An 18,204-nucleotide genomic window follows, 5' to 3' on the forward strand; every position below is an offset into this window, starting at 1 on the left:
GAGGCCTTTTGGATAAGCAGGCGATTTCAGAACGATACAGCATCGCCTCGATGCTCGATCAACGCGCCGCTTGACGCACCTCCAGAAATCCAATATTCGTAATGCAAATAAAAGTTCGCAATGCGAACATAGGAGGGATGATGGGGAAGCGTCTGTTGGGTACGGTCAGCCGAATCGCGGTCATCGGCATACCGATCGTCTGCACACCGGCCGCCTGGGCACAGTCCGTCATCTCCCCGACCCCGCCGGTGGACGATTCGGCCACCACGACGCAGCAGGCCGCGGAGCAGGACATCATCGTCACCGGATCGCGCATCCAGAACGCCGGGTCGCAATCGCCCACGCCGCTGACCGTCCTCGACGCCAGCAAGATGCAGCAGGTGGCGCCCTCGGCGGTCGACGACATCATCGCGCAGCTTCCCGCCTTCCGCTCGTCCTCCGGACCCAATCAGGTGCAGCGCAACGCCGGGTCGATCTCGACCGGGCAGAGCCTCACCAACCTGCGCGGTCTCGGCAGCCAGCGCACGCTGCTGCTGATCGACGGGCGCCGTCCCGTGCCCACCAATCCGCAGGGCACGACCAGCACCAGCATCATCCCGGTCGGGCTGATCCAGCGGCTGGAGGTGGTCACGGGCGGCGCATCGGCGGCCTATGGCTCCGACGCGGTGGCGGGCGTCGCCAATTTCGTGCTGGCCGACCGGATCGACAAGATCCAGGGGCAGGTGCTGGGCGGCATCTCCGACCATGGCGACAATAAGGAATTCGGCGCCAACATCGCCTTCGGCCTGACGGGCGGTGCCGATGGTGGCTTCCGCCTCGTCTTCGGCGCCGACTATAACAAGAACAACGGCGTCGGGAACATCTACAGCCGCGACTGGAGCGCTGTCGAGGCCGGCAATTCGGGCAATCCGATCTCCTTCGGTGCGAACCGTCCGGCGGGTACGCCCGCGTTCGGCTGGGCCAATGGCGTCGAATATGCGACCCAGACGCTGGGCGGCGTCATCAACGGTGCGACGACCACCGCCGGCACCGCCTCCACCGCGCTCAACCAGCTCGCCTTCGCGCCGGACGGCAGCACCTATCGCCTCGTGCGCGGGCCGGTCTTCGGCAATCTGATGATCAATTCGTCGAGCAACCCGGTCGCCACCCCGATCGCGCAGTGGAACCTGAAGCAGCCGCTGGAGCAATTCACCGCGATGACGCGCGCCACCGGCGACATCGGGGCGGACACCACCGCCTTCTTCGAGGTCGGCTATGCGCGCAGCAACGTCTTCACCTACTCGCAATATCACCAGACTCCGACGCTGACGATCCTGGCGAGCAACCCCTATCTGCCACAGGGCACCCGCGACCTGATGACGGCGAATAACATCGCGTCGTTCAACATGGGCCGTGTCGATACCGAATGGCTCGGCACCTCGGCGGACAACACCTATTCGACGTTCCAGCTGGCGACCGGGCTCAAGGGTTCGGTGTTCGGCGGGTTCAAATGGGACGCGTCCTATTCGTTCGGGCGCTCGACGATCGATTCAAAGGTGTTCGGCACGCGCGAGGCGAACCTGTTCGCCGCCGCTTATGCGGTGCGTGACGCCAGCGGCAACATCGTCTGCGGTCCCGTGTCCAGCAATCCCAATTTCGCGGCGAACCGGCTGACCAACACGGTCCAGCCCGGCAACGTCCTGTCCGGCTGTACGCCGTTCAACCCGTTCGGCGCCGGCAACGCGTCCGCTGCGGCGCGTGACTATATCTCGGGCATCGAATATACCGACGTCATCATGCGCCGCCACGACGTGGCGGTGAACCTGACCGGTCCGTTGTTCCAGCTGCCCGGCGGCGCGGCGGCGATCGCGGTCGGCGGGGAGGTCCGCTGGGACTCGCTCGACCAGCGCGCGGACGCGTTGCAGGAGCGCGGCCTCTATTCGTCGGGCAACAACAAGTCCTACGCCGGCAGCAACCAGGTGAAGGAGGTCTATGGCGAGATCGACCTGCCGCTGCTGCGCGACGTCACCGCGTTTCGCTCGCTCGGACTGAACGGCGCGATCCGCCGCACCGACTATCGCGTCAGCGGCGCGGTGACGACGTGGAAGGTCGGCGGCACCTGGGAGCCGGTGGATGGCCTGCGCTTCCGCGGCACCCGCTCGCGCGATATCCGCGCGCCCTCGCTGTCGGAGCTGTTCTCGATCGGCGGCATCTCGGCCACCGGTTCCTTCTTCAATCCGTTCAATGGCCAGTCGGCACGGCTTCCGACGCAGACGGTCGGCAATCCGGCGCTGCGGCCGGAGAAGGCCGACACCACGTCCGCCGGCGTGACCTTCGAAGGGCGCGGCGGGTTGAGAGGGTTCCGCTTCTCGGTCGACTATTACAAGATCAAGGTGCGCGACGTGATCGCATCGGTGTCGGCGACCGACATCCTGCAACGCTGCTTCCAGGGCAGCACCCTGTATTGTTCCGCGATCACCTTCGACAATTCGGCGTTCGGCATCGCCAACATCTTCGTGCGGCCGTTCAACCAGTCGTTCCTGGAGACCGACGGGCTGGATATCGAGGCGGGCTATCGCCGCGACCTCGCCGGCATCGGCCTGCCGGGCACGATCGACGCCACCGTCTTCGCCACCTATCTGGCGCATCTCAAGAGCACCGATGTCGCCGGCCCGACCGGGGTCACGCTGGACAATGCCGGCTATCAGGCGGGCGCGCCCAAATGGGTGGTGTCGGCGTTCCTCAACTACCGGCTGGAACCCGTCACGGTCGGGTTGCAGATGCGCGCCTTCTCGAACATCAAATATTCGCCGCTGTACAGGGGGCCGGGCGAGGCCGGCTACGATCCCGCGGCGGCCAACAGCATCAACAAGAATACGTTCGCAGGGCAGGCCTTCTTCAACCTGAACCTCGCCTACGGCTTCGAGATGATGGGCAGCAAGATGCAGCTGTTCGGCAATGTCGCCAACCTGCTCGACACGCATCCGCCGGATTATGCGATCGCGGCGATCAACCTGGGCGGCAACCCGTATGATTATGTCGGACGCACCTATAAGGTCGGGCTGAGGTTCGGGCTGTGAGGCTGGCACTCGCCCTCGCGCTGGCCGCGGTGCCGGCCGCCCCGCTCGCGGCGCAGACTGTGCTGTCGGACTATGAAAGCGCGGCGCGCGCGAAGGAGATGCGCGCCAACACGGTCTGGCGGCTGGCGTTCCGCCCGACGCTGATGGTGCTTGAACAGGCGGTCGCGATCCTGGGTCGCGACGCGCCGCCGGCTGCGCGCACCCGCGCCGAGGCGCTGGTCGCCGAGGCGAAGGGCAAGGACGAGCCGACCGCGCGTCGCCTGCTGACGGAGGCGGCCGCGGTGTTGCAGGGGCAGGCCTGGAGCCCCGACACCGCGCTGGTCGACAGCCTGTCGATCCGGCCCGAGCGCGCGGTGCTGGACGGCGGACGCCAGACGGTGACGATCGCCGCGCTCTACCCGACCTCCGGTGCGAAGCCCGCGCGCTACACGATCGACCTGCTGCGCGCCGAGCCGACGTCGTCGGCCACGCCCAGGCGCGGCGCGCTGGTGCGGCGCCTCGCGTCGGGCAGCGTCGGCGCGCTGCCGGCACGACCCGGCGTCGCGCTGACCGGCGTGGAGGACGGCGTCTATATCCTGCTGGCCACGTTCCGCACCGCATCGGGTGCGGTCAGCGAGGCGGCCGCGCCGGTCTATCTGGTGCGCGACCTCGCCGCGCGTCATGCCCGCGTGCGCACGCGGCTGGCGCGGATCGCCGGCCACGAGGCGGCACGGCAGACCGCGGAATATCCCTATGCGCTGGCCGAGGCGATCAACGCCGGCACGCGTGAGGTGATCGCCTACGACTTCGCCGCCGCGATGACGCGGTCGGACGCGATCGTCACCGCGCTGGAACAGGGGCGCGACCCGGTCGCGCGCGCCACCGGGTTGCAGGATCGCGCCTATCGCTTCGCGGACACCGGCGAACTCGTCCCCTATCAGCTCTACGTGCCGAAAGCGTGGACACCGGGTCGCGCCTGGCCGCTGGTGGTCGCGCTGCACGGCGCCAATCTGGACGAGCGTAACATGCTGGGGCGTGCCGATGCGCGGATGCAGGCGCTGGCGGAGCAGCACGGCATGATCGTCGTCGCGCCGCTCGGCTATCGCATCAACAGCGGTTACGGCTCCGAACGCGGGCTGAACGTCGTGATCGGCGACGATGCCATGCGCCGGCGCCGCAGCGAGCAGGACGTGCTCGCCGTCGCCGATCTGATCGCGGCGGAATATGGCACCGATCCCGCGCGTACCTATCTGACCGGCAATTCGATGGGTGGGGCGGGTACGTGGTGGATCGGCGGCCATCATCCCGATCGCTGGGCCGCGATCGCGCCCGCCGCCTATGGCGGGGTCACCGCGGCCGATGTCGCGGGCTTGTCGAAGCTGCCGATCCTGGCGGTCGTGGGGGAGAAGGACGAACTCGGCATGGCCGATCGCGTCCGCGCCTCGGTCGCCGTGCTGAAGGCCGGCGGCGTCGAACCGCAGCTGCTGGTCGTGCCCGGTGGCACGCATGCCAGCGGCTTCGACATCGCCATGCCGAAAATCTTCGACTTCTTCGAAAGCCATCGGCGGTGATTTCCGCCGCATCCCTTATGCTCGTGCCCGGACAGCCGGCGCCGCGCCCCCGCGCGCGCCGGATCGACAGGGAGCCGTGCGTGAGCGAAGACAAGAATATCGTGAAATCGGTGGCGAAGGCATTCGCCGTCCTCCAGAGCTTCACCCCCGACGCCAGCGAGATGGTGCTCGCCGATGTCGCGCGCGCCGCGGGCGTCGACAATGCCACCGCGTTCCGCATGCTCAACACGCTGGTCGGGCTCGGCTTCGTGGAGAAGGTGCCCGAGACGCGGCGCTTTCGCCTGACGTTCAAATGCCTCGAACTGGGCTTCAACGCGATCGCGCGGTCCGACATCCGCAGCCTGGGGCGTCCGCTGCTACGCGGGCTGGTCGGCGACCGGATCGAGGCAGCGTCGATCGGCGTGCTGGACGGGCATGAGGTCGTCTATGTCGAGCGGATCCAGGCGGGGTTGCAGCGGCTGGCGGTCGACGTGCGCGTCGGCAACCGCGTTCCCGCTTTCTCCTCCGCGCTGGGTCGCGCGATCCTGGCGCATTTGCCGATCGACGACGAACGCGCCATCCTGACCGCCAATCCGCCGTCGCGCCTGACCGATCACACGATCGTCGACATCGATCGCCTGTTGCAGGAAATCGCCAAGGTGCGCCGCGACGGCTTCGCCGTGTCCGATCAGGAGACGGTCACCGGGCTGCGTGTGCTCGCCGCCCCGATCACCGACGTCGACGACGTGCCGATCGCGGCGCTGAGCGTCGCGGCACCCAGCTTCGGCCAGAGCGTCGAGGATTTCGTCGCCGAGGCGAGCGGGCCGACCCGCGACGCCGCGCGCCGGCTGTCGCTCGCCGTCCGTGCCGCCGGCGGCACCGCTGCCCATCCCTTCACCGGTCAGACCTGAACCACCACGGAGACTTTACCCAGTGCACAACCAGCTCGATCTCAAGGGACTGATTCCCGCGATCGCCGTCCCCTTCCGCGAGGATCACGGCATCGACGCCCCCGGCCTGACCCGCCTCGCCCGGTGGCTCGCCGAGCAGCCCGGCATCAAGGGACTGATGACCAACGGCCACACCGGCGAGGTCTTCTCGCTGACGCCGGAGGAGCGTACCGAGGTGACGCGCATCACCGCCGAAGCGGTCGCGGGCAAGGTGCCGGTGATCTCCTCGATCGTGTGCGAGGGCATTCGCGACGCGGTCGCACAGGCGCAGGCCGCGCGCGAGGCGGGGGCCTCCGCGCTGGACGTGATGCCGCCGCACCACTGGCTGCGCTTCGGCTTCCGCGACGATCACGTCATCGACTATTTCACCGCGATCGGCGAGGGCGCGGGGCTGCCGCTGGTGGTGCACGTCTATCCGGCCTGGACGAAGGCCAGCTTCTCCTCCGCCTTGCTCGCCCGGCTGGCGCAGATGGACCATGTCCACGCCTTCAAGATCGGCACGCGCGAGATGAACAAATATGCGCGCGACCTGAAGGCGATCCGCGCCGCCGCGCCGGACAAGGCGCTGCTGACCTGCCACGACGAATATCTGCTCGCCTCGATGGTGCAGGGCGTCGACGGCGCGCTGGTCGGTTTCGCGTCCTTCATCCCCGGGCTCATCAACGACCTGTTGCAGGCGGTGTGGCGCGGCGACCTGAACGAGGCGATGCGCATCCAGGCGATCATCGATCCGCTGAAGGATGCGGTCTATGGCGCGGGCGAGCCGACCGGCGAGGCGCATGCCTGCATGAAGGCGGCGATGGCGGCCGCCGGGCTGATCGACCGCGCCACCGTCCGCCCGCCGACGGTGCCGCCGTCGGCCGAGGAACTGGCGCGCATCGACGCCGCCGTGGCCCGCGCCGGGCTGACGCCGCGCGTCGCGGCCTGAGCCATGGCCGCCCGTCCTCCCCGCACCGCGATCGTCACCGGCACCGCCAGCGGCATCGGCGCGGCGATCGCACACCGGCTGGCGGCGGACGGGTGGCGCGTGGTCGGCGTCGATCGCGCGCGCATCGACGATGCCGCGCATCTGGCGGCACAGGTGACGCTCGACCTCGCCGATATCGCCGCGATCCCCGCGGCGCTGGCGCCTCACGTTGGCGCGGTGGCGCTGGTCCATGCCGCCGGGGTGATGCGCACCGGCACGCTGGAGACGCTCGACCCCGCCGACGGCGCGACGATGTGGGCGCTCCACGTCGCCGCGCTGACCGCGATGGCGCAGGCGATCGTTCCGGCGATGGACGGCGGCGGTCGCATCGTCGCGATCGGCAGTCGCACCAGCGCGGGCGCGGCGGGCAAGAGCCAATATGCCGCGGTCAAGGCGGCGATGGTCGGCCTGATCCGCTCCTGGGCGATCGAGTTGGCGCCGCGCGGCATCACCGCCAATGTGATCGCGCCCGCCGCGACCGCGACGCCGCTGCTCGCACGCGCGGATCGCGCCGCCGTGCCGCCCGTGCTGCCCCCGATCGGCCGCTATGTCGAGCCGGCGGAGGTGGCCGCCTACGCCGCCTTCCTGCTGTCGCCCGATGCCGGCGCGATCACCGGACAGCAACTCCTCATCTGCGGTGGCGCCTCGCTCTGACGCCGCGCCTAAAAGGAACGATTGTGACCTCACCCCGTATCGTCGATATCGTCGAAGTGACGAAGCCGATCGCCTCGCCGATCCGCAATGCGTACATCGATTTCAGCAAGATGACCGCCAGCCTCGTCGCGGTGGTCACCAATGTCGAGCGCGACGGGCGTCGCGTCGTCGGCTATGGCTTCAACTCCAACGGTCGCTACGGCCAGGGCGGGCTGATCCGCGAGCGCTTCGCCGACCGGCTGAAGGAAGCCGATCCCGCCACCCTGCTGGACGAGACGGGCGAGAATTTCGATCCGCACCGCATCTGGTCGACGCTGATGACCAATGAAAAGCCCGGCGGCCACGGCGAGCGTTCGGTCGCGGTCGGTACGATCGACATGGCGGTATGGGATGCGGTCGCGAAGATCGCGGGCAAGCCACTGTTCCGCCTGCTGGCGGAACGCAGCGGGCGCGAGGCGAACCCGCGCGTCTTCGTCTATGCCGCCGGCGGTTACTATTATCCGGGCAAGGACGACGATGCGCTGCGCGCCGAGATGCGCGGCTATATCGACCGCGGCTACAATGTCGTGAAGATGAAGATCGGTGGTGAGAGCCTGTCGGTCGACCGCCGCCGCATCGAAAGCGTGCTGAAGGAGATCGACGGCGATGCGCAGCTCGCGGTCGATGCCAATGGCCGCTTCGATACGCTGACCGCGATCGATTATGCCAAGGCGCTGCGCGACTATCCGCTGTTCTGGTACGAGGAAGCGGGCGATCCGCTCGACTACAAGCTGCAGGCCGCGCTGGCCGAATTCTATCCCGGGCCGATGGCGACGGGCGAGAATCTGTTCAGCCATCAGGATGCGCGCAACCTGCTGCGCTATGGCGGGATGCGGCCCGACCGCGACTGGCTGCAGTTCGACTGCGCTTTGTCCTATGGCCTGGTCGAATATATGCGCACGCTCGACGCGCTGGCGGAGGCCGGCTGGTCGCCGTCGCGCTGCATTCCGCACGGCGGGCACCAGATGTCGCTCAACATCGCGGCCGGGCTGGGGCTGGGCGGCAACGAAAGCTACCCCGACCTCTTCCAGCCCTATGGTGGCTTCCCCGACAGCGTGCGGGTGGAGGACGGGCATATCGTCATGCCCGACATCCCCGGCATCGGGTTCGAGGGGAAGGGCGACCTGATCGCGGAGATGCGCGCGCTCGCCCAATGACGTGGACATTCCGGTGAGAGGGGCGGGCGATGCACCCGCTCCCGCCGCGACGGGAGAGAATGGATGACCGACGACGCCCTGCGCCACGGCCTGATCGTGGGATCGGTATTGGTCTATATCGTGCTGACCAGCCTGCTCGCCTTCGTGCTGCGCAGTCGGACCAACGCGCAGTTCATGGTAGGATCGCGCGCGCTGCCCGCGGTGGTGATCGCGGTGCTGCTGATGAGCGAGTTCATCGGCGCGAAGTCGACCGTCGGCACCGCGCAGGAGGCGTTCGAGAAGGGGATGGCGGCGGGCTGGTCGGTGCTGGCCGCCGCGATCGGCTTCCTGCTGCTGGGCATCTTCTTCGCACGGCAGATCTATACCTCGCAGCAGCATACCATCTCCGGGCTGGTGGAGCAGCGCTTCGGCAACGGCGCGCGGATCGCGGTATCGATCATCATGATCTACGCGCTGCTGCTGGTGAACGTCGGTAATTACGTCAGCGGCGCCGCCGCGCTGGCGACCGCGCTGCGGCTCGACCTGACCACCTCGACCTTCGTCATCGCCGGGTTCAGCGCGGTCTATTACGTGTTCGGCGGGCTGAAGAGCATCGCCTATGTCACCGTGCTGCACAGCGCCATGAAGCTGTTCGGGATCGCGATGCTGGTCGTGGTCGCCGCATCGCTCACCGGCGGGATCCAGCCGATGCGGGATGCGCTTCCCGCCTCCTATTTCACCTGGGACGGCGATATCGGCGCGAACACGATCTTCGCCTGGATCGTCGGCACGCTGGGCGCGATCTTCTCGACGCAATATATCGTGCAGGCGATCGCCGCGAACCGCGATGCGCGCGCCGCCCGCTCCTCCGCGCTGCTGGCCGCGTTGCTGTGCCTGCCGCTCGGTTTCGCGCTGGCGTTCGTGGGGGTCGCGGCGCGCTATCTCTTCCCCGATCAGGACAGCCTGTACGCGCTGCCGGTCTTCATCGATCGCATGTCGTCGCCGATGGCGGCGGTCGTCACCGTCTCGCTCGTCGCCTCGGCGCTGGTCAGCGTCAGCACCGTCGCGCTGGCGACCACCGCGCTGGTGATGCGTGACTTCTACGTGCCCTGGCGCAAGCCTGAGCCGGAGGCCGAACTGCGCGCCACGCGATGGGTCGCGCTCGCGGTCGGACTGGTGCCGCTGCTGTGCGTGTTCGTCACCCCGCACATCCTGCAATTGTCGTTCTTCACGCGCGCGTTGCGGCTGTCGATCGCGATCATCGCGCTGACCGGCGTCTATCTGCCATGGCTGGGCAGCGGGCGCGGCGCGGTGGCGGCTCTGGTCGCCAGCGGCGTGCTGACCACGATCTGGTACCTGCTCGGCAACCCGCTGGGCATTGACAACATGTATGTCGCCGCGGTCACCCCGGCCGCGGTGCTCCTCCTCGAACGCTGGATCGGCCGTCAGGGCGACCCCGTTCGCGAACAGCGAGTCTGAAGCCATGACCCTGCGCCCGATCGTTGCCCTTGCCGCCCTTCTCGCCACCACCGCCGCGACGGCACAGACCGTCCGGGTCGATCCCGACGGCAGCATCGCCATGCCCGCGATGACGGTCCCGTCGTCGCCGCTGATGAGCAACGAGGGCAACCGGTCGCGTGTCGAGCATATCATGACCGAACGTTCGCTGAAGGGACGGTCGATCGCGGACCTCAACGCGGCGCTGTTCGGCCCGCGTCTGGAGCGGGCGAAGGCGCGCTACAAGGTCAGCGTGCGCCGCGACACGATCGGCGGCATACCCGTCCTCGTGTACGAACCCGCAGCGGGCGTTGCCAAAGCGGATCGCGGCAAAGTGCTGCTGAACGTCCATGGCGGCGGCTTCGTCGGCTGTTTCACGGAATGCGGCGGTCTGGAATCCGTCCCCGTCGCCGCACTGACGGGGATCCGCGTCATCAGCATCGACTATCGCCTGGCGCCGCAGGCGCGCTATCCCGCGGCCTCAGAGGATGTCTCGAGCGTCTATCGCGCGGTGCTCAAGACCGCGCCGGCGCGTCGCATCGGCCTGTTCGGATGCTCCGCCGGCGGGTTGCTGACGGCGCAGTCGCTGGCGTGGTTCCAGACGCACGGCCTGCCGGCGCCGGCGGTCGCGGGCATCTTCTGCGCCGGTGCCGATGCCACGATGGCGGGGGATTCGCGCACCTATGGCGCGGTGCTGGGTGACGGGGAGGCGCCGCCATCCGCCGCGCCGCGTCCGCTGGGCTATATGGCGGGCGCCGCCGCGACCGACACCGCCGCCTTTCCGGCGCGCGACGCGTCGGTGCTCGCCAAATTCCCCCCGACGCTGGTCGTGGTCGGCACGCGTGACTTCGCGCTCAGCAGCGCCGTCTATCTCCATTCGCGGCTGGTGGCCGCCGGGGTGCCGGCGCAGCTGAACGTCTGGGAAGGCGGCCGGCACGCCTTCTTCTACGATGCGGACGTGCCCGAGGCGCGCGAGGCGCACCAGGTCATCGCACGCTTCCTGACGTCGCACCTGCGCTGACGGCAGGCGGTCGGCGTCAGGCGCGGCGCCGCGATGCCGTGTGGGACGCCGCGGCGCGGGCCGATCCGATCGGCACGACGTCGCGCGGGCGGACGTGGAAGCGGCGCGTCTCGGTCGACATGCGGTCGGTCTGTTCGGTCAGGCTGGCGACGGCGGCCATCGTCTCCTCGACCATCGCGGCGTTGCGCTGCGTCATGACGTCCATCTCGCCGACCGCCTGATTGACCTGCTGCAACCCGGTCGCCTGCTGGTTGGCGGCCGCTGCGATGTCGGACACCAGGACGCTGATGTTCGAGATGCGCCCCGAGATGCGATCCAGCGAGGCGCCGGCGTCCGCGACCAGCCTCGCGCCGACCTCGACCTGCTGGCTGGACGTGGTGATCCGCGCCTTGACGTCCTTCGCCGCGTCCGCCGAGCGCTGCGCGAGCGCGCGCACCTCGCTCGCCACCACCGCGAAACCCTTGCCCGCATCGCCCGCGCGCGCGGCCTCGACCCCGGCGTTGAGTGCCAGCAGGTTGGTCTGGAACGCGATGCCGTCGATCACGGCGATGATCTCGCTGATCTCGTCGGAGGAACGCTCGATCCCGCTCATCGCGTCGACGGCACGGCGGACGACCTCGCCGGACTGTTCCGCGTCGCGGCGCGCCTCGCTGACCGCGTCGTTGGCGTGGACCGCATGGGTCGCGGTGTCGTGAACGGTGGTGGTGATCTGCTGCATCGCGGCGGCGGCCTGTTCCAGCGACGCGGCCTGCTGCTCGGTACGGCGCGACAAATCGTCGGCGGCGCGATGGATGTCGTTCGCACCGTCGGCGATCCCCGCGGCACTGGTGTCGACCACCGACAGCGCGGAGCACAGCGCCGCCGCCGCGGTGTTGAAGTCCTCCTTCAACTGCACGAAGGCGCCGCTCAACTCCGCGGTGATGCGATAGGTCAAATTGCCGGCCGCGATCTCGTTCAACCCGGTGCCCATCGCCAGCGCCATCGCGCGCTGCGTCTCGCATTCGGCGGCGGCGAGCGAGCTTCCGCGGAAGCTCTCCATCGCGGTGGTCATGCGGCCGACGCAGTCGCGATGCCGGGTATAGGCAACGGGGCTGTCGAGGTCGCCGGCCGCCAGCGCCTCCATCCGCAGGACGGTGTTCACATAGGGCGTGCAGATGAGGTGCGAGGCCAGCATTGTCACCGCCAGAACCGTCAGGACCAGCGCCGCCGCGACCGAAGCGACGACCGCGACGTCGATACCCGGCGCTGCCGCCGCCGCGTAGCAGGCGAGCGCGGCGAGCATCGCCGACAAGGTGCCGTACACGACGAGCAGCACCTTGAACTTCAGGCGGATCGGGGCGGTTTCCTTGAACCACTTCAGCATGGGCAGCATCGCTTCTTCAACATCGTGACGATGCCCAACGGCGTGAATTTTGCCGGTAAACGCCCGCTTAATCGCGTCCGCCGCGCGGCGCGGGTTAGACCGAAGTCCAATCCGGACCGCAAAAGTCCCGCCGTTCAGAGGAAGGAATAGTCGCCCGCCGTCAGCAGCGGGCCGGGCGTGCCGCCCGCGCTCACCCGAATCTGCCCCCAGGCGACGCCGGCCGCGTCATGCACCTCGTAGATCCGGGCGTTGCCGCTGTCGCCGACCCAGTCGAGTGTCGATCCTTTGGCGAAGCCGCTGACGCGGATGGTGTCGCCACCCGGCTGGCCGGCGCCCTGGAAGTCCACGATCAGGTCAGTCGTCCCCGTCAGCGCCAGGTCGCCGGCCGCGATCACGAACGTGTCGTCGCCTGCCCCGCCGCTCATCCGGTCGGCGCCCGGGCCGCCGGTGATCGTGTCCCTGCCGGCGCCGCCCGACAGGATGTCGTCGCCTGCGCCACCGTTCAGCGAGTCGTCGCAAGCTCCGCCGCGCAGGACGTCGTTCCCCTCCAGCCCTGCGATCATCACCCTGGCGGTGGCGGAGGAATAGTCGAGCGTGTCCGCGCCCGCGGTCCCGCGCACATAGCTGCCCGGCGTCACATCGTCGTTGCGGATGATGCTGCTTGCCGCCGCATGGAGCGGATCGATACTGCCGCCGCTGGCGGAGGTCAGCGTCACCGTGAAGCTCTCGTCGCCTTCGACCACGACATCGCCGGCGACGGCGATCGTTACGATCGCGGTCGTCTGCCCCGGCGCGAAGACGACCGATCCGGTCGGCAGCGCCCCGCCGACGAAATCCGCGCCGTTCGCGACCGCGCTGGTGGTGGCGAACGTGACGGTCGCGGCGGTGCCGAGCGCGCCGTGGCGCTCGATCGTGAACGCGAACGGCGTGCTGCCGCTGTTGCCTTCCGTCGCCGCGGCGGTGACCGCGACGATCGAGAAGGTCGTCGGCAGGTAGGCCGCGGCATCCACCGTGCCGTCGTCGAAGGCCAGATGCTCGACGCCGGTGAGCGTATCGATCCCGTCGAACGGGCCGCTGCGGGTGTCACTGACGATCAGCCGGCCGCTCGCCTGGTCGTATTGGATCAGATGCTGCGCGAGCGTGCCGGAGAAGCGCGCCGTGTCGTCGCCCGCGCCGCCGTCGAGCGTGTCGTTGCCCAATCCGCCGACCAGCAGGTCGTCACCCGCGCCGCCCAGCAGGACGTCGTCGCCGCTGCCGCCGTACAGGGCATCGTTCCCCGCGCCACCGTCCAGCGTATCGTTGCCGTCGCCGGCGGCCTCGGAGAAGCTCAGCCGCAGGAACTTGCCGTCGACGCCCATCGCATAGAGCTGGCCGTTGCCGCTCTGCGCGAAGGAGACGATGGCGCTGAACCGTCCGGCATCCACGCGCAGGTCGGCGTCCAGGTTGCGGAAGAACTGGGGCTCGCCATCGACGATGCGGGTCGCCCACAGGTGATTGGCGGAGAAATCGGCGAACAGATACAGGTCCTGCGCACCGCCCGGCCCGTGATAGACATAGCCGCCGGTCACCGACGTCCCGTTCAGCGGGCCGCTGCCGTGCGTATATTCGAGCGCGGGGTCGGTATAGGCCGGGTCGTTCGACCCCGTGGACCCTTCCTTGACCCGCCATCCGAAGTTCAGCCCGCCCGGCGTGCCCGCCCTGACGTAATTGACCTCCTCGGTCGTGTCCTCGCCCACGTCGGCGATGTAGAGGTCGCCGGTCTTCGTATCGAAGCTGTTGCGCCAGGGATTGCGCAACCCGGATGCCCAGACCTCGGGCGCGCCGCTGCCGGTCGCGAAGGCATTGCCCTCCGGGATGGCGTAATTGCGGTTCGCATCGTCCGGGAAGCCGTCGCCATGGACGTCGATCCGCAGCATCTTGCCCAGCAGCGAGTTGGGATCCTGCGCGGTATCCTCGACCCGCCCCGGATAGCCGCCGTCGCCCGTCGCGATATACAGATAGCCGTCGGGGCCGAAGTCCATCCACCCGCCGTAATGCTGGCTGCCCGGGTGATCGAAGGTGAGGATCGTCCGGGCCGATGCCGCGTCGGCCTGGTTCGGGTCGGCGGCGGAGCGCGTATATTCGCGCACCTCCACCGCGCCGGCCTGGTTGGTCAGATAGACGTAGAACCGTCCGTTGGCGGCGTAATCGGGATCGAACGCCAGCCCCAGCATCCCCTGTTCGCCGCCGGTGGCGAGGCCGGCGTCGGGCAGGTCGAGGAACGGCGTGGCCCGCTTCGTCTCGGTGGTGGTGTCGAGGACGATGATGCGGCCGGCGTGTTGCTCGACGACGTAGAGCAGGTCCGGCTGCCCCGGCGGGGAGGCCGCATAGACCGGGCTGGCGAAGCTGAAGGGAAGCCGATGGATGTCGATGACGCCCGAGTCCGGCGTGCGGTCGGCGGTGCCGAAGCCATAGAGGATGTCGTCGCCGTCGCCGCCGAACAGCTGGTCCGACCCCAGTCCGCCCGACAGGACATCCGCGCCGGCGGATCCGGTAACGCGATCATCCGCCGCGCCGCTGACAACGATCATCGCACATCCCCGCTCTTCCCCTTCGCGAGACTGGGCCGGGGCGTCGCGCTTAGCAAGCTGAAAAGGCGGGGGCTTTCGTCAAGGCTCGCCGTCCAATCGCGCGTACCAGCCGGCATAACCGGTGTTCTTCGCCATGTGGCGGTTGAGGTCGGGGGCGCCATCGTCCCACCACACCGGCCCACGCTCGCCCAGCGCCACCTTCGCCGCCTGTACCCGCTCGCGCGCACGGCGCAGCGCCGCGTCGTCGCGCGCGCGGAGTGCGGCCTGCACGGCACGGCGCGCCGACATCAGCGCATCGACCAGCGTCTGGCGCTCGTGCGGGTCGAGCGCGGGATCGCTGGTCCGCCACAATCGTCCGCGGACGACCAGATAGCGGCCGTCCGGGGTCGTCACCGCGTCACGCGGCGAGGGCATAGCGCCGACAATGGTCGAGATAGCCCACCTCGTGCTGCCCGGCCAGCGCGACCACGCTTTCCCACAGCCAGGTCGGCGTATCGATCGCGCTGCGACGATCCGCCTCCAGCACGCCCAGCCAGTGGTCGCGCGCGGCGCGATCCATCTGGCGGCCGTGCGCCTTGCCCACCACGAACGCCAGATGGCGCGCGGCGCGCACCGCCTCGCCATGGCTGAACTGATCGACCTCCAGCTTCAGATCGTGCGGCGTCAACTCGCGGATGAACAGCGACCGGTCCAGCATCCGCACCGGCAGCATCCGCGTGCCGAGATAGGGGGACAACGCCCGCGCCGCGGCGACCACGCGCTCGCCGTCGTCCTGCGGCATGACCGCCCCGGCGGCGGCAGGCGCGATCGGGTCCGTCGCCTCCTTCAGGTCGATCAGGGCGTAGGACCAATTGCCCTTGCGGGTGCGGACGCCGACGATCGCGGCATAGCGCAGCAGCCCCAGCGAACTGCATCCCTTCATCCAATAGGCGGCGTCGACCAGCCGCACCTCGCGGTTCCCGCGCTTGCCCTTCAGCGAGAGCACCATCGCGGCGACGCGGTCGTCGTCGAACAGATGCTCCAGCGCCGCGCGCTCCTCCGCCGCCAGTTGCCAGAACCGCTTGCCGAGCGGGATGCGCGGTTCGACCGCGTCGAGCCGCTCCCTGGCGAGATGGCACCAGCGCCGGCCCAGTGCCGCGCGCTCGACGCTGCGCACGACATCGGATTCCTCGCCGCAATCGTGGCACGCCGGATCGCGGATCGCGGCGGCATAGCCGTCGACCATCTCCTCCATCATCCGCATCGTGACGACGCCGGGCAGGTCGGAGCCGCGCGCCGCCGTCGCCAGCGACAGCCCCAGCCGGATCAGGTCGTGCGCGGGGTTGCCGATCACCGCCTGGTCCAGGTCGCGGATCTGGATCTCGATCCGGCCATCGCCGTTGGCGACGGGGCCGAGATTGCCGAGGTGACAGTCGCCGCAGATCCAGATCGGCGTGCCCTGCGGCACCCGCGCCGCGACCCGCGACGCGGCCAGCCATTCGTAGAATTTCGCGGTGTTGCCGCGCACATAGGCATGCGCGGACCGGGCCATCTTGAGCGTGCGCTTGCGATCGAGAACGGCGTGACGCTCGGCAGGAAGGGGCATGGACGGCAGAACCTCGTTGCTCGTTTCCGGGGCAACGCCTGGTCGCCCGAAAAGTAACGAAACGTTGCCGTCCTGCCGCGCTCACGCCGCCAGCGCGCGTCCTCCGCGCAACAGGCGCCCCGGGGTGCGGCCGGTCCATTCGCCGCGTTCGAAGGTGGGCATTCCCGACTTCACCGTCCAGCGATAGCCGCGCGGCTGCTGCAACAGGCGGGTGCCCCCGGCGGGAAGGTCCTGGACGATCTCGGGCGGTGCCAGCGACAGCTCGTCCAGCGCGATCACGTTGAGGTCGGCGAGATAGCCCGTCGCCACCACCCCGCGATCGTGCCAGCCGACATGCGCCGCGTTGCGCCGGGTATAGCCATGCACCAGCTGCTCCAGCGGGGTGCTGAGCCCCGACTTGCTGCCGCGCGACCACAAGGCGATCGTCGTCGTCGGAAAGCTGCCGTCGCAGATCGTGCCGCAATGCGCGCCGCCATCGGACAGGCCGTAGAGCGCATGCTCGCCCGTCATCATGCCGAACACGTCGTCCAGATTGCCGCGCGCATAGTTGATGAGCGGCATGTACAGCAGCCGGCGGCCCCTTTCCTCCAGCAGCGTGTCATAGACGAACGCGGCCGGATCGGCGCCCGCGCGCGCGGCGGCGGCGCCGATGGAATGGCGCTCGTCCGGTTCGTAGTCGACCGGGTCGGTCATGCGGAACATGCGGGTGAAGCCGCGGGTGATGAGCGCGATGAACCCCTCGCTGGCATGGAATGCGGCATGCTCCTCCAGGATCGCGGCGCGCACCGCCGGGTCCGCCAGCGCGTGCAGCCGTTCGTCCACGCTGGCGCTGGTCGCGGCGATGCGGCGATAGGTGGCGGTGACGACGAACGGATTGGTGGTCGAGGCGAAGCTGAGGATCGCGCCGATCGGGCGCGGCGCCACCTGCGTGGTGACGGGCAGGCCGTCCGCGACCATCTGCGCCACCTCGCGATAGATGCCCTTCCAGCGGTCGGGCGCGTCGTCGGTCTGCTGCACGGTGAAGGACACGCGCCGCCCGCTGGTGGTGGCGAGGCGGCGGATCAGTTGCAGCTCCGCCGCGGCGAAATCGTCGTCCGCGGTCAGATACGCGTCGGAGATCAGCTGGATCACGCCCTTGCCGCTGTCGCGCAGCGCCGCGGCGATCCCCATCAGTTCGGGATCCTCCGCGGTCAGCGTACCGATGTTCAGCCCGTCGCGGCTGCGATGCGCATGGGTGCGCGAGGTGGAGAAGCCGAGCGCGCCGGCCTCCATCGCCTCGCGCGTCAGCGTCGCCATCGCCGCCACCTCGCGCTCGCTGGGGCGCGCCAGATGGTCGCCGCCGCGATCGCCCATCACATAGGCGCGCAACGCGGCATGCGGCAGGTGCGCACCCAGATCGATCGTATATTCGCGCCGCGCCAGCGCATCCAGATAATCGGGGAAGCTCTCCCAATCCCAGGTGAGCCCCTCGGCCAGCGCGCTGCCGGGGATGTCCTCCACCCCCTCCAGCAACTGGATCAGCCAGTCGTGCTTGTCGGCGCGCGCGGGCGCGAAGCCGACCCCGCAATTGCCCATTGCGGCGGAGGTGACCCCGTTGATCGACGATGGCGCCAGCACCTGGTCCCACGACACCTGCCCGTCGTAATGGGTGTGGATGTCGACGAATCCCGGGGTGACGATGCAGCCGTCGGCGTCGATCGTCTCGCGCGCGGTGCCCTCGGCCTCGCCGACCGCGACGATCCGGCCGTCCGCCACGCCCACGTCGCCGCGGAATCGCGCCGCGCCCGTGCCGTCGACGATCGTGCCGTTCTTGATGAGGAGGTCGTACACGCTG

At 69.1% G+C, this 18,204-nt stretch carries 13 protein-coding genes; 8 read left to right on the plus strand and 5 right to left on the minus strand.

From position 1 onward, the window contains the following. Window positions 1–137 precede the first annotated feature (137 nt). The 8 genes from PGN14_RS13825 (at window position 138) to PGN14_RS13860 (ending at window position 10,852) form a co-directional block, all read left to right on the plus strand. On the plus strand, window positions 138–3,059 hold the full coding sequence (locus PGN14_RS13825) for a TonB-dependent receptor domain-containing protein (RefSeq protein WP_335300168.1): 2,922 nt from the start codon (window positions 138–140) through the stop codon (window positions 3,057–3,059). Beyond that, complete coding sequence (locus tag PGN14_RS13830; protein WP_335300169.1) at window positions 3,056–4,609, plus strand: alpha/beta hydrolase-fold protein; 1,554 nt, start codon at window positions 3,056–3,058, stop codon at window positions 4,607–4,609. Before PGN14_RS13825 ends, PGN14_RS13830 begins: the two co-directional genes overlap by 4 nt. Before the next feature lie 80 nt (window positions 4,610–4,689). Next, window positions 4,690–5,499: an IclR family transcriptional regulator gene (locus PGN14_RS13835; RefSeq protein ID WP_335300170.1), complete on the plus strand. Its 810-nt coding sequence runs from the start codon at window positions 4,690–4,692 to the stop codon at window positions 5,497–5,499. A 22-nt stretch (window positions 5,500–5,521) separates the two neighbouring features. Continuing rightward, window positions 5,522–6,466: a dihydrodipicolinate synthase family protein gene (locus tag PGN14_RS13840; protein ID WP_335300171.1), complete on the plus strand. Its 945-nt coding sequence runs from the start codon at window positions 5,522–5,524 to the stop codon at window positions 6,464–6,466. A 3-nt stretch (window positions 6,467–6,469) separates the two neighbouring features. After that, window positions 6,470–7,159, plus strand: a complete 690-nt coding sequence (locus PGN14_RS13845; RefSeq protein ID WP_335300172.1) for an SDR family NAD(P)-dependent oxidoreductase — start codon at window positions 6,470–6,472, stop codon at window positions 7,157–7,159. A 23-nt stretch (window positions 7,160–7,182) separates the two neighbouring features. Further along, entirely contained in the window at window positions 7,183–8,355 is a 1,173-nt protein-coding gene (locus PGN14_RS13850) for a mandelate racemase/muconate lactonizing enzyme family protein (protein WP_335300173.1), read from the plus strand. A gap of 63 nt (window positions 8,356–8,418) precedes the next feature. Beyond that, window positions 8,419–9,813, plus strand: coding sequence for a sodium:solute symporter family protein (locus tag PGN14_RS13855; RefSeq protein ID WP_335300174.1), 1,395 nt, complete (start codon window positions 8,419–8,421; stop codon window positions 9,811–9,813). Between the two features lie 4 nt (window positions 9,814–9,817). Continuing rightward, window positions 9,818–10,852 (plus strand): alpha/beta hydrolase, encoded by a 1,035-nt coding sequence (locus PGN14_RS13860; protein WP_335300175.1) that lies wholly within the window; start codon window positions 9,818–9,820, stop codon window positions 10,850–10,852. A gap of 16 nt (window positions 10,853–10,868) precedes the next feature. On the opposite strand, the gene PGN14_RS13865 is transcribed toward PGN14_RS13860, so the two are convergent. From PGN14_RS13865 to PGN14_RS13885, 5 genes are all read right to left on the minus strand, one after another. Next, window positions 10,869–12,215 (minus strand): methyl-accepting chemotaxis protein, encoded by a 1,347-nt coding sequence (locus PGN14_RS13865; RefSeq protein ID WP_335300177.1) that lies wholly within the window; start codon window positions 12,213–12,215, stop codon window positions 10,869–10,871. A gap of 134 nt (window positions 12,216–12,349) precedes the next feature. Then, complete coding sequence (locus PGN14_RS13870) at window positions 12,350–14,785, minus strand: PQQ-dependent sugar dehydrogenase (protein WP_335300178.1); 2,436 nt, start codon at window positions 14,783–14,785, stop codon at window positions 12,350–12,352. Window positions 14,786–14,863: 78 nt separating this feature from the next. Continuing rightward, window positions 14,864–15,199 carry a hypothetical protein gene (locus PGN14_RS13875; RefSeq protein ID WP_335300179.1) on the minus strand — a complete coding sequence of 112 codons (336 nt, stop codon included), beginning with the start codon at window positions 15,197–15,199 and terminating at the stop codon, window positions 14,864–14,866. Next, the gene (locus tag PGN14_RS13880) at window positions 15,183–16,370 is read right to left on the minus strand and encodes a DUF2252 family protein (RefSeq protein ID WP_335300180.1); all 1,188 of its coding nucleotides are present in this window, start codon (window positions 16,368–16,370) and stop codon (window positions 15,183–15,185) included. Before PGN14_RS13880 ends, PGN14_RS13875 begins: the two co-directional genes overlap by 17 nt. Window positions 16,371–16,451: 81 nt before the next feature. Next, a complete protein-coding gene (locus tag PGN14_RS13885; RefSeq protein WP_335300181.1) occupies window positions 16,452–18,200 on the minus strand; it encodes an N-acyl-D-amino-acid deacylase family protein in 1,749 nt (582 codons plus the stop codon). Window positions 18,201–18,204: the final 4 nt, after the last annotated feature.

It is taken from the genome of Sphingomonas adhaesiva, from assembly GCF_036946305.1.
In the GTDB taxonomy this organism is placed as follows: Bacteria; Pseudomonadota; Alphaproteobacteria; order Sphingomonadales; family Sphingomonadaceae; genus Sphingomonas; species Sphingomonas adhaesiva_B.